10 protein-coding genes, 2 pseudogenes and 1 riboswitch are annotated in these 12,390 nt (G+C 41.1%); of the genes and pseudogenes, 6 read left to right on the top strand and 6 right to left on the bottom strand.

Annotation, left to right across the window (positions count from 1 at the left end; all coding sequences use genetic code 11):
- Positions 1 to 380: 380 nt before the first annotated feature.
- Positions 381 to 458, top strand: a pseudogene (locus QFZ73_RS28900) (SEC-C metal-binding domain-containing protein); the annotation flags it as partial.
- Positions 459 to 789: 331 nt separating this feature from the next.
- A pseudogene (locus QFZ73_RS08850) lies at positions 790 to 1,789 on the top strand (S8 family peptidase).
- 48 nt (positions 1,790 to 1,837) lie between these two features.
- Here QFZ73_RS08850 and QFZ73_RS08845 read toward each other — a convergent pair.
- The gene (locus QFZ73_RS08845) at positions 1,838 to 2,500 is read right to left on the bottom strand and encodes a YcnI family copper-binding membrane protein (RefSeq protein WP_307265403.1); all 663 of its coding nucleotides are present in this window, start codon (positions 2,498 to 2,500) and stop codon (positions 1,838 to 1,840) included.
- Positions 2,501 to 2,518: 18 nt separating this feature from the next.
- A complete protein-coding gene (locus tag QFZ73_RS08840) occupies positions 2,519 to 4,153 on the bottom strand; it encodes a copper resistance CopC/CopD family protein (protein WP_307265401.1) in 1,635 nt (544 codons plus the stop codon).
- 317 nt (positions 4,154 to 4,470) lie between these two features.
- Between QFZ73_RS08840 and QFZ73_RS08835 the strand changes: the two genes are divergently transcribed.
- Positions 4,471 to 5,916 carry a cadherin-like beta sandwich domain-containing protein gene (locus tag QFZ73_RS08835; RefSeq protein WP_307265397.1) on the top strand — a complete coding sequence of 482 codons (1,446 nt, stop codon included), beginning with the start codon at positions 4,471 to 4,473 and terminating at the stop codon, positions 5,914 to 5,916.
- Between the two features lie 53 nt (positions 5,917 to 5,969).
- On the opposite strand, the gene QFZ73_RS08830 is transcribed toward QFZ73_RS08835, so the two are convergent.
- The 3 genes from QFZ73_RS08830 to QFZ73_RS08820 form a co-directional block, all read right to left on the bottom strand.
- Positions 5,970 to 7,601, bottom strand: coding sequence for a PAS domain-containing sensor histidine kinase (locus QFZ73_RS08830; RefSeq protein WP_307265395.1), 1,632 nt, complete (start codon positions 7,599 to 7,601; stop codon positions 5,970 to 5,972).
- Positions 7,602 to 7,716: 115 nt separating this feature from the next.
- Positions 7,717 to 8,373: a TVP38/TMEM64 family protein gene (locus tag QFZ73_RS08825; protein ID WP_307265392.1), complete on the bottom strand. Its 657-nt coding sequence runs from the start codon at positions 8,371 to 8,373 to the stop codon at positions 7,717 to 7,719.
- A gap of 122 nt (positions 8,374 to 8,495) precedes the next feature.
- Positions 8,496 to 8,981 carry a QueT transporter family protein gene (locus tag QFZ73_RS08820; RefSeq protein WP_251432138.1) on the bottom strand — a complete coding sequence of 162 codons (486 nt, stop codon included), beginning with the start codon at positions 8,979 to 8,981 and terminating at the stop codon, positions 8,496 to 8,498.
- A 6-nt stretch (positions 8,982 to 8,987) separates the two neighbouring features.
- A riboswitch (PreQ1 riboswitch) is annotated at positions 8,988 to 9,032 on the bottom strand.
- A gap of 170 nt (positions 9,033 to 9,202) precedes the next feature.
- On the opposite strand from QFZ73_RS08820, the gene QFZ73_RS08815 reads away from it, so the two are divergent.
- Both QFZ73_RS08815 and QFZ73_RS08810 read left to right on the top strand, forming a co-directional pair.
- On the top strand, positions 9,203 to 9,724 hold the full coding sequence (locus QFZ73_RS08815) for a YbaK/EbsC family protein (protein ID WP_307265385.1): 522 nt from the start codon (positions 9,203 to 9,205) through the stop codon (positions 9,722 to 9,724).
- Between the two features lie 142 nt (positions 9,725 to 9,866).
- Positions 9,867 to 10,679: a hypothetical protein gene (locus QFZ73_RS08810; protein WP_307265382.1), complete on the top strand. Its 813-nt coding sequence runs from the start codon at positions 9,867 to 9,869 to the stop codon at positions 10,677 to 10,679.
- Between the two features lie 82 nt (positions 10,680 to 10,761).
- On the opposite strand, the gene QFZ73_RS08805 is transcribed toward QFZ73_RS08810, so the two are convergent.
- A complete protein-coding gene (locus QFZ73_RS08805; protein ID WP_214745573.1) occupies positions 10,762 to 11,058 on the bottom strand; it encodes a DUF3892 domain-containing protein in 297 nt (98 codons plus the stop codon).
- A 291-nt stretch (positions 11,059 to 11,349) separates the two neighbouring features.
- On the opposite strand from QFZ73_RS08805, the gene adhP reads away from it, so the two are divergent.
- Entirely contained in the window at positions 11,350 to 12,363 is a 1,014-nt protein-coding gene (gene adhP, locus QFZ73_RS08800; protein WP_307272699.1) for an alcohol dehydrogenase AdhP, read from the top strand.
- The last annotated feature ends 27 nt before the right edge of the window (positions 12,364 to 12,390 follow it).

Raw genomic sequence — 12,390 nt, 5'->3', positions numbered from 1 at the left:
ATTTGGATGTTTTTGGCGTTGATGATGGAATTGCTTTAAAGAGTAAGTACGAAGATAAATCGTATTGGATATATGATTATTATTGCATGCATCAGACTTGTGATTGCCAGGAAGTATACCTTGAATTCGTTGAGGAGCGCAAGGGCAATAAACAGGCAGGACAGCATTTTGGAGTGAGGGTTTCTTTCAGGGATAATCAATTTGTCCTTGAGGATTATAATATTTCCAAACAAAAGGCGATGGATATCGCGGAAGATACGTTAAAGTACAGTAAAGATGTAATGGAGTTATTTAAACAGCGGTATCAGCAAATGAAGGAAAAAGGCACGCAAATTATAATGGAAAGTGCAAAGGCAGCTAAAATGCCGCATGTTCATACAGAACCGGTCATTGGCAGAAATGAACCTTGTCCATGCGGAAGCGGGAAAAAATACAAAAAATGCTGCGGCGCAGCTTAACATCTTGGAAGCTGACTCGATTCGGAGTCGCTTCTTTTTTATTTGCGAAAAATTGGTTGGAAAAAAATTGAGTAATGAATAAAAAAACGTGGCATTAAACGAACGTTTGTTCTATAATAAGAGTACCAGATAATAACACAAAAAGAAATAAAAAGTAGTTATTTAGACGGAATTTTCCGAAAACTTCTTTTTTATTTTCATAAATCTGGTATATATAAGAGAGAAGAGTTTTTTGATCTCATCTCTTTCAACGGTAGACGGCAACCAGACGGGATGGAAATCCCTACACTGATGGCAGTTTAACTTATTGAACGAAGGAAGGGGTAATCAAATGACAAGAGAAAAAAGATTAATACCTTACAAAGTTCTTGAAGTAATGGAAACGGTGAAAGAGAAGATTCCTGAGGGTATCGAACTTGTGAAAGCACCGGCAATTTGGGAGAAAAGCAATTATGGTGAGGGCGTGGTAGTTGCCGTCATCGATACAGGCATTGACAAGGGACATCCAGACCTCAAGGAAAGAATCATTGGTGGGAAGGATTTTACCAATACCGGGGATTATCAAGATGATAACGGGCATGGGACACATGTTAGCGGTACGGTTGTGGCTGCCATTAATAATGCTGGTTTTAGTGGGAGTGGCTCCGAAAGCAAGCATATTAGCGTTAAAGGCCCTAAACGGTCAAGGACAAGGCGATATAGATTGGATTAATGGAGCTCTAGAGTATGCAATCAATTGGCGGGGTCCTAATGAAGAGAAGGTTTCGGTTATTTCACTTTCACTTGGCGGACCTCCGGATGAGGCTGAACACAAACTCATTCAAAGGGCCCTTCAGAACGATATCCTTGTTGTTTGCGCAGCTGGAAATAGTGGTGATGGGCGTCATGAAACGGATGAATTGGATTATCCAGGAGCATATCCTGAGGTAGTGGAAGTCGGAGCTGTGGATTTAAGCAGAAATTTAGCGGATTTTTCAAATACAAATGGTGAAATTGACTTGGTGGCGCCAGGGGTTGATATTCTCTCTACGTATCCAGGAAATAAATATGCCAGGTTGAGCGGAACGTCAATGGCTACGCCTCATGTAAGCGGTGCAGCAGCTCTCTTGAAAGTGATTGCAGAAAAGGAATTTGACCGCAATTTAACTGAAGCGGAATTATATGCACAGCTGGTGAAAAGTACGGAAGACCTGGGAATAAGCAAAAAAGCACAGGGAAATGGACTGCTTAACTTAACGATAGCGGAACAAAGAGCTGAAAAATCGATTAAGATTACCATAGAATCAGAAAACCTTCAGTTACCGAGTAAATCGGTGGTCATGGAATATTAGAAGAGAAAAAAGGTGCCTCAAGAAATTCTGGGGCACCTTCCATAATGATTATTTTTTAGTTTTCCTTAGAGCTGCAAAAAGCGCTACAATGGACAGAATTAGTGAAATGACAGCCAGAGTGATGATCAGCGTTTGATTGCTATCACCATCTGTTGTTGCTGAATCCTTTGAATTGTCAGTTGTCGTGGAATCTTTAGTGTCAGCTTCATCTTTGTGACCATGGTCCACAGGTTCTGCATCAGCCTTGGGCGCAACCGTAATTTCCGTTACAGAATGCGGTAGGTCTGAGCCTTCATCACCGCTCCATTCAACAATTTCACCATCTTCGTAATATTGAAATGCATCCCAGGCAACTTTCGTTTCTTCTTCAGGGTTTTGTGCCACGAAAGAGAATTGCTGGAATTGCCCAGCAGCTATTCCTTCATCAGTTGCTGCCCAAGTTACCGTTTTTACATGGACATCTTTGTCATCTTCCGTTGTTACTTTCCATCCCGTTACAGGCTGATAGCTCTCAAAAGTAACCCCTTCAGGTACTTTTAAAGTCACCTTTGTAGTGGCAGTTTCTTTTTCTACAGGTACTTTGAGTGTATAAGTTTCCCACGCCTCAGGTGCAGATGAACTAGGCTTGACTGTAACGTGAGCATATGCTGAACCGGAGAAAATGAATAATGCAGCAAATGTAAAAATAAGTAGTTTTGAAATGTTTTTCATTAGTATAAATCCCTCCTGTTATGAAATCCCTATGAAAATTATAAAATCAGCATTGATTGAATCCAGGCTTTCAGTTAACCCGTGAACATGGATATTCCACTTTCCCGGCATGGTTAATATAGACTTTGATGTAAATGCACCTGTGTTTTTCTCCTTCATCTGCAGCTTTATTTCACCGCGTGGTGAATCTAATGGCTGCATAGTGATTGTAAGCTGCTCTATTTCAGCAATTGGCTTGCCTTCATTGGAAAGGTTTACTTGAATCAGGTTATCCCCTACTTCATTGGGAGTCACCATTAATGTAACCTCATTATTTTCTTCAGTCCGTAACGTCTTTTCAATGGGTCCGGGAGAAGACATGGCAGTTTGGACATTTGTCAATAGAGCTGCAACGAGAAGTATGACGATTCCTAAACCAAACTCCATTCCCACACTATAACCAAGTTTTTTCGTTTGCTTTTTCCCTCTGAGAAAATGAAAGCCTCCTAAAACGATCATGATTAACATGAGACCGATTTTCGCTAGTAACAATTGGCCATATGTTGTGTTAAACAATGAATGGATAGTCGGTACATGCTGTAAACTGCTATATATCCCGCTAACAATCAGTATGATTACAAACAGAAATGCCCATTTGGAAAACCTTTGAATGATTGACCAGTAAAATGTTTTCTTATCTTCTTGGACTGCCTGCCGATCAGCAAGCCCAGGCAAAATCACCAATAAGGCCATAAGGCCGCCGAGCCATAAAGCCATGGACAATAAATGAAGGAAATCCATCAAAACGGCTAGAGCCTGATTAGTAACGGCTGCTGTATGTCCAGTGAAAGCCTTACAAATCATCAAGCTGGCTATTATGATGAAAGACATGAAAGGTAGTGATTTATTCAAGGAGTTCTCAAGCATGAAATAAATTACTAAAAATAGAAGGAGCAATATTAGAATTTCAATGATCCAGACCGTTCCAAAGTTTGTAGCATTCAATACTTCTTTTATATAACTCACTTTAAATGCATCAGTCCAACCTACGCCAGCATCAATCGTAACTTTTAAAGGCAGGCTGCAGAAGATGGAAAATGCTAAACCTGCATATGAAAGCCAAAGGTATAGACGGGTTCTTCTGCTGGCTTCAAAAAGTCGAGAATCCTTCATTAACGATAATCTAAAAAAAAGGATTCCGGTTAGGGCAGCGAAGCATATGTATTGAAGACTTTGCAGGATAACATTGATGGAATTCGGAAAACTTGCATTCACTTCGGAATTATCTTGGTCTGAAAGGCCAGCTGAATCTCCGAATTGAAAGGGAATGGTTCCTTCAATGGGATGGCCGTCACTCGAAACCACTCTCCATTTAATGTAGTAAATCCCTTCATTGATAGTGCCCTTCCACTTAGCTTCCAGAACTTTTTCACTTTGTACCGAGATTGTACTGTCTTGAATTTGAATTTTGTCACCATCTTGGCTATATACCTCAAGCGAATGGAAAGCTGGTTGTATATTCTCGCTGAATTGAATGCTGATCTTTTCAGGAAGAGTTTCCAACGATTCATTCGGGCTTGGATTTGAGCTTATTACTGTAGCATGACCAAAAGCCATTGCCGGGCATAAAAGCAAACTGAATAGGCTGACTACCAGCCATAAATATTTTTTCATCTTGGTGTGCCATCATCCTTTCATCAGATTATGTAAGCTCATTATAAAAGGAAAATGTGAAAAAACAGTGAAAATAAATTTGTTATCTAAAGGCAGTTTGAGAGGCTCGCTAGAAAAGTGATAACAATAAGGTTGAATTTGCCTTCCTACCCCCATTATAGCCATAATTATTGGTTGGGAATTCCCTTTGCACTTAAGTTTTTGACGAAAGAATCATTGGGTAACCTCCTGTTGTATAAACTCCATTAAGAAATAATTAAGGTTCCTTTGGTAACCTGGCCCTATCATGTTTGAAGGAATTATAGGAGGGATAGGCTTTGCTGAAGAAGGGGTTAAAAGAAAAAAGCGTGAAGGTAATCTTGGCTGGTACTCTTGTGGGGATGGGAACATCCACTTATATGCCCGTGGTAGGGGCTGAGGAAGGCACTTCTCTCATTCAGGAAGAGGCCCAAACGGTAAATAGTCTTTCAAGGCTAGAAATAGATGGTATAGCACTGGATCAAGAATTTTCAGAAGATGTACACGACTATAGTGCAGCAGTGGGAAATGATGTGGAAAAGATCACCTTGCTTGCAGGAAGTCCTAACGAGACTGCAGCCATATACGTGAATGGTGACAAAATGACAGATGGTAAAGTGAAGGACTTAACTCTTCAAACTGGCATGAATACGTTTGAAGTCACCGTCAGCGATGGGGAAAATAAAACGGTTGCCTATTCTCTCAAGGTCGAAAAACTTGAAAGTGATGATAACCTTTTAACATCAATTGGATTATCAAAAGGCTCCTTAACATTCTATTCTAAAGTGACAGCTTATAATGCTTCTGTTGAAAATGAAGTCCAGTCCGTTACGGTAACACCGACATTGAGTGACAGTACCGCAATTGTAAAGGTGAATGGAAAGGATGCAACCAGTGCCGGTGTAAAGGTTACCCTTCCAATCGGTAAGAAAACGGTGAAGATTATCGTTACAGCAGAAAATGGTGATGAAAAAACATATACGCTTACGATTACACGGGCAGCTGCCAAGGAAACCGAATCGAAAGATGCCCCTAAAGAGGATGAAGTACAAAAGGAGCCTTCAACAGGAACAAGTAAAGCTCAACCTTCATCCGATAAGGGGAATAAATCATCTTTAGCATCAGCTGAATCCTCCAATAATCTAAAACCAAGCAGTGGTGTCAGCCAAGTGCCAAAAGCAGAGCAACTTGAAAGTATTTCAACGCAAAATCCGAAAACGGATTCTATAGTGAAGGTAGCGTCAGCAGATTCTTTAGGCGAGGAAGGCAATAATGCACCAGTGTTGAACAATCTGACTGTATCATCCGGAGTATGGAACAAGTCTTTCGAATCTAATGAGCATACCTATCATATCGAGGTCGATAATGATGTTTCTTCAGTCGAAATGAGTGCAATGACAAATGCCAGCGGAGCGACGATTGAATATGACGGTGAGATCAGTAATAAAGTGAAAATCAAGGATAAAGCGAAGACGGCCATTTCCGTTACCGTTTCAAAGGATGGGGAGCGCCGTACTTACGTCCTTGTTTTCGAAAAGGATATGGATGTGGAAATGGATGAGGAAGAAACCGTGGATGATGTCAAAACAAAAGAGGCGGAAGTTGAGGCAACGCAAATGAGTACAGCAGGCAAGACGGAGAGGGATACATCGGGAGGGCAAAGGATACTAAACGGGAAACAACCTGATGAGACCGTGTCATTCTTTGGAAATATAAAGGATTTCTTCACCGCCCTGTTTAAATAGGGATGGTTCTGAATCCTGCAAAAAAAGGACAAGGTTTAGGCTTGTCCTCGAATTTATATATTTATGGGCAAAATGATTTGGACCTCGGTTCCATGGTTAAGTTCGCTGTTAAAGCGGACCTTTCCCCGATGCGCCTCAATGATTCGGCAACTGACTGTCAGTCCTAATCCGGTTCCTTTTTCTTTAGAAGAATAGAAAGGCTCTCCAAGATGCTTTATCCGGTTTTTTTCTATTCCGCTTCCATTATCTTTGATGGTGATGGAAAGGTTATTGTCCATGCGTTCGAAATCAATCCAAATGTGATCGGCGGATGCCTCCATTGAATTCTTAAGCATGTTTATGAATACTTGTTTTAATTGGTTTCCCTCACATAATAGAAGCGGTATTTCGTTTTTAACAGATATTGATATTTGGGTGGGGTACGAGTCCGCCTCTGGTTTCAACAAGGTTTTGACATCATTCATCAGGTCGATGATTTGATGTTTGCTGAATGGAAGTTCCTGTGGTTTTGCTAGAACGAGTAACTCGCTTACAATAAGATTGATCCGGTCCAATTCACTTAACATGATCGTGTAGTATTGTTCATAGGGATGGTCGCTCTTTTTAAGCAGTTGGACGAAACCTTTTAAAGAGGTCAGCGGGTTTCGTACCTCGTGGGCTACACTTGCGGCAAGTTCGCCGACTATTGACAATTTTTCGGTTCTTCTTAAGCGTGCTTCGGTTTCTCGAATTTGAGTGACTTCTTTAGCATAAGTTATGATTCCGACCAAATCCTCGCCAACCATCATCGGGACAAACGTACAAGAAAGTAAGATGGTCTTCCCGTACTTCGTCAGGAATTCTATATCTTTCCCTTTTTTGATCCCCTTTTGGTTTTCTATGACATATTGGCAAGATGTACGGATCAATTCCACGTCTTCTGCTGAAAAGTTGAAATTAATGAATGAAGCGCCATGTATTTCTTTCTGTTGAAAGCCTGTTACTGTTTCAAACCTTGGATTTACGGTCGTGATCATTCCGTTTAAATCAAGCATCAGCATCGGATAAGGGTTGTGTTCAAACAATGATTTATAGCGTTGTTCACTATCGAATAATTGATTCTCCGCGACAACCCTTTCAGAAATATCCCTGCCAATGACGACTAAGCCTTTTCGTGAACCATCCTCATTGAACAGGGGAACTTTAATCGTATCAAAGGTCTTGTGATTGCCATCAGGAAGAGGGACGATTTCTTCACACCTTGTGATTTCCCCTTTTACCCACGTTTCTTCATCGGAAACTTCACAGTAGATCAACGACTCTTTATAAAATTCGGAGTATTTTGCGAGCTCACTGTCTCTTTTTCCCTTATAATCTACATGCTCCAATTGAAATAATTGCAGCCCGAAGGTATTGGATTCAAGCCATCGGCCGTCACCATCCTTGAAGTTAACGAAATCGACCATTGAATTGATGAGAGTACGCCGACGTTGTTCCGCTTCTTTTAATTGTTTGAATTCTTCCCTTTTAGCTAAATAAAGATATAAGATCAAGCCTATTGATAAAAGGAAAACAAAGCCTTCCGCTCTTTGAAGTTGAATGAAGACCTCTTTGTTATGGATATTTGTAGTTAAAAAATAGTCGAACACGACTAATGTAAGAATCCCGGAAAGGATATATATTGCTAAGATGGAGCGTTTGGACATGGAGATTCTCCCTGATTTTAAGACATTTCAAAGGTAAAATTACATACACATTTTAACAAACTATCGGAAAAAAATATATGCAGAATCCTAAATAAAAAAACAGGTGCCAATGAGGTCACCTGTTTTTTCTGAAGAAGGTTAGTTTCTTCTTCTTTTTTGCACGCTTATAGATAATGAAGAATAGTAAGGAGAGGAGTGCGAGAGCAGCTAGCGTATATTGGTTCATTTCAACAGATAGCAATCCATAGGGAATCAGCGATAGGAAGAAAAAGTATATAAGGTTGCCAAGTGCCGTCGCTAATAAAAAATCCTTGAAAGTGACGGTGCTGACTCCAGCTGCCAAGTTAATTAAGCTTGTTGGGATAAGCGGGAAAATCCTGCCTGTAAAAACGTACATGAAGCCATGCTCCACAACAGCATCTTTCCATTTTTCTCCAATTTTCTTTAAGAGAAGCTCCTGAAACCAGTTTCTTGCTGCATAAAAAATGAATCCTGAGGCAACAACACTTGTAAACCAACTCCAAAGATAGCCATATATGAATCCGAATATCGTGACATTGATAATCAGGAGTAAAATTAAGGGGATGATTGTAAAAGAATTTTGTACAAACATCAATACGAATGTCACAATAAATGTAAGCAAAAGGTTTTCCTTCAATATGCCAATGACAGAATCCAGATCACTTTTCCAAACCAAAGTGAACAACTCTGCATTAGAGTACATAAATATTGCGATTACCAGTAGACCAATTATGGTCAGGACTTTTTTCAAAGGGTCACCACCATTCTTACTAATAGTTTATCATTTTCGAGTTCATTGGTGAAAAAAAAGAGCTGCCGCATCATGCAGACAGCTCTTTTCCATTATAGTGGGTTAACGACCCGAAGATTCCTTTAAAGCCACTTTTCAAACTGAATTCTTTTGTTCATTCCATAAACGATTGGGGCACCAATCAGGAGGACAACGAACTCACCGACAGCCGTAGTCATCCAGCTTAGCCAGAATGGCAAGCCAAAGGCAAGGTTCAGTTCAATTGCAATTAAAAACATTGTGAACGTGAAAAAGATAATCGTGGCAATCATCCGTCCTTTAATGCTTTTTATGAACCGTGAAACAAAAATGACGAGCAATAAGGCGAGCAGAGATTGCCCAACCCCAAAAATCAAATCATATGGAACCATCGGAGAAAAGAGCAGATTCGATATGAAGACTCCGCCGACGATACCGTAGATATACTTTTTATTGAATACAATCAGATGATTCAACATTTCCGGTACACGAAATTGGAACATCTCAAAAGCTATTGGTTTAAACACCAATGAGACCGCCACATATAAGGCAGCCAATAACCCGTTTATCACGAGTGTACGAACATTCATTTTACTCTCTCCCTAGTTTTTTATCGTGGGATGGTTACGAACCACGTTTAGGCGTTTATCCGAAGATTAATGGTATCCCATGTAAGCTTGTTTCGTCAATTTGTAAAGAATGGTTTTAATTTATAAGTTTCCAAGCAGGAGAAGTAGCCCAATAGGATTTTGATTTATTGCAATGAAGGATGATATTATTTCAATATGTACTTCAAAGGAGTGAATATAAAATGTCGATCGAGAGTGTCAAAAGCCATCTTAAACAATGGAATCGGGAAGGCGATGTAATGGAGTTCGATACATCGAGTGCTACGGTGATTGAAGCAGCAGAAACCATCGGTGTTATCCCGGCGCGGATTGCTAAGACTCTTTCCTTTAAGGGGGAAGGTGATCATGCAATTTTGGTTGTTGCCGCTGGGGACGCGAAAGTGGATAATAAGAAATTTCGTCAGACGTTCGGTTTCAAGGCACGAATGCTGTCACCTGAAGAAGTGCTTGAGCAGACCGGCCATGCAATCGGTGGAGTTTGTCCGTTTGGGCTGGCAAACGATTTAGCTGTTTTTCTTGATGTATCGATGAAGCGCTTTGAGTCATTGTTCCCGGCATGCGGCAGTTCGAACTCTGCAATAGAACTTAGACTCGCTGAATTATTTGAATATTCAGGTGCGAAGGATTGGGCGGATGTTTGTAAGGGATGGGAAGAAAAGGGGAATGGGGAAACGGCGGTAGGCAATGCAGTTGATGGATTTTGATTAATTAATGGTGCCAAAAAGATTCACAGAATGGGATTAAGTCCACTAGGGTGGACTTTATTTGTGAGGACCGCATGTATTTTATCGGTCTATGATTAAAGCGGAAAATGGGCAGAAAGTGTTCCTGAGCGGAGGTTGAAAGATGTTTAATGGAAGCAATACAAAAAGCAATAGCAGCTATCTTAGTCTTAAAACTCTCTATGAAGAAAATATAACGGTTAAGAGCATTGCCCAGGAGCTTGAGTTTTGCCATAAAAACGATCTGGCGCTGGATATCCAGAAAGCATTGGAAAAAAAGAATTTTGATATATTGGCCGTGCAAGATCAAGGGGAAATCATCGGGTATATCGAAAGGGATGAACTAGGTGAAGGGATTATATCAGAATATTTGAGAAACTTTTCACCAAGGGAAATGGTTTCGGATTCAACCCCTTTGATCCAGCTTCTCCATATTTTCAAGAATAAAACAAGGGTGTTCGTATTAGAGAATAATTCAATTAAAAAGTTGATTACCCATGCCGACCTTCAAAAGCCTCCGATCAGGATGCTGATATTCGGATATATTACCTTATTGGAAATGAGGATGAGCGATATCATCCTGGATAGATTCGGCGATGGCAGCTGGTATCCAATGATCAGCGAAGACCGTTTAGAAAAGGCAACCGAATTATATAAGAAGAGAATCGATAAAAATGAGGATATCAATATAATAGAGTGCCTGCAAATCAGTGATAAATTCGATATCATACATAAAGATAAAGAATTGAGGTGCTTCTTCCAAATCCCTTCGAAAAGTAAAGGGAAGAAGGATGCGAACGCCATCCGGAAATTACGGGATAAGATTTCCCATGCTAATGAACTGGGTCTTGACATGTCATGGATGGAAATCATCGAGGTTGTCGAGTCCTGTGGCCGACTGCTCGAAATCTCTGAATCCTATCAGTATGAAAAATAAAGGATCCGGCTAATCATGCTGGCTCTTTTTAGCGCATCCAGACAGAAAAAAACTGCCCATATCAGGCAGTCTCCCCGAAAAATCAAAACTCCGGCAGTTGATCCAGGTTATTTTCCTTTATCCCATCGGGTTCACTCCGCAAGATGTCACGTCCATATTTATGAAAGACGTCAACATTGGCCAGGTTGCCCGCTTTTGCTTCCGAAAGGGCTGTGGGGTAGTCGAGTTCGCGGCCGGAGTTCGTCTTGATGGCGATAATATTGTCCTCTTCATTTTTCCTTACGGCGATGATTTCTTCTTTTCCTGCTGAATCAGGTTGGTTTGCTTGCGGTGTTCCCTGCTGTTTATATGATTCATAGGCTTTTTCAAATTGGTCCATGTTTTTAGACACCTCCTATATATAGGGTGAGCTATTTTTTCTGCAATATACAAACCGGATTTCGTCCAACTTGGGCCGTTAATTCGTCCAAGTGGGCCGATTTTTCGGCACTATTTTTAAGTGAATGCTGTCGTCTTTGCCTTTTTGCAGTGGCATGGCACTTGCATCTTGTGTAAGTAGTAGGTGTAAGTAGCAGCAAAAAATAATATCCACTGGAATAAGGGAGGAAAATGAATCATGAATGTAAAACAAGGGGCAAGCACTGTAAATGCAAAGCAAAAGGTCAAGACAATGAAAGCGGCGGTCGTCAATGAATTTAACCAAAACCTTGAAATTAAAGAGGTGCCCATCCCGGAATTGGAATATGGTGAGATATTAGTGAAAATTAAAGCCTGTGGCGTGTGTCATACCGATTTGCATGCGGTACATGGTGATTGGCCGGTAAAACCCAAGCTTCCGCTTATCCCCGGACATGAGGGTGTGGGCATTATAGAAAAGGTGGCAGAAGGCGTAACTTCCTTGAAAGTGGGTGACCGTGTTGGGATCCCATGGCTTTATTCGGCCTGTGGCGATTGTGAATATTGTCTGACTGGAAGGGAAACGCTTTGCTTGGATCAATTGAATGCAGGCTATTCCGTGGACGGGGGGTATGCGGAATATTGTAAAGCACCCGCCAAATATGTGGTGAAGGTTCCTGAAGGACTTGACTTTGCGGAGGTATCACCGATTTTCTGTGCAGGTGTTACGACTTATAAAGCGCTTAAGGTATCAGAAGCAAAACCTGGCGATTGGGTAGCGGTTTATGGAATTGGCGGATTGGGACATGTTGCCTTGCAATATGCGAAAGCGATGGGCTTTAATGTCATTGCTGTCGATATTCAAGATGATAAGCTTGATCTGGCAACGGAGCTTGGGGCGGATTACACGGTTAATGGGCTTAAGACCGATCCTGTACAGGCTATAAAGGATAAGGTTGGCGGTGTGCAGGCATCCATTTCTGTAGCGGTTACGAAAAAGGCTTTCGAACAGGCTTACAGTTCAGTCAAGAGGGGTGGGACACTTGTCGTAGTCGGATTGCCGAATGATGAACTTCCAATCCCGATTTTTGATACAGTGCTAAATGGGGTAACTGTGAAAGGGTCAATCGTCGGCACGAGAAAAGATTTACAGGAAGCCGTTCAATTTGCGGCTGAGGGTAAAGTCAGAACGAATATAGAGACGAGGAAACTTGATGAAATAAATGATGTGTTTTCAATGATGGAAAAGGGGGAAATCAACGGACGCATCGTATTGACGCTAGAATAGGAACGAGGAGGATGTCCTGGAACGGGG

The organism is Peribacillus sp. V2I11, from assembly GCF_030817135.1.
Taxonomy (GTDB): Bacteria; Bacillota; Bacilli; order Bacillales; family DSM-1321; genus Peribacillus; species Peribacillus simplex.
The sequence above is the reverse complement of the archived record's forward strand: the minus strand, read 5'-3'. Positions and strand labels throughout refer to the sequence as shown.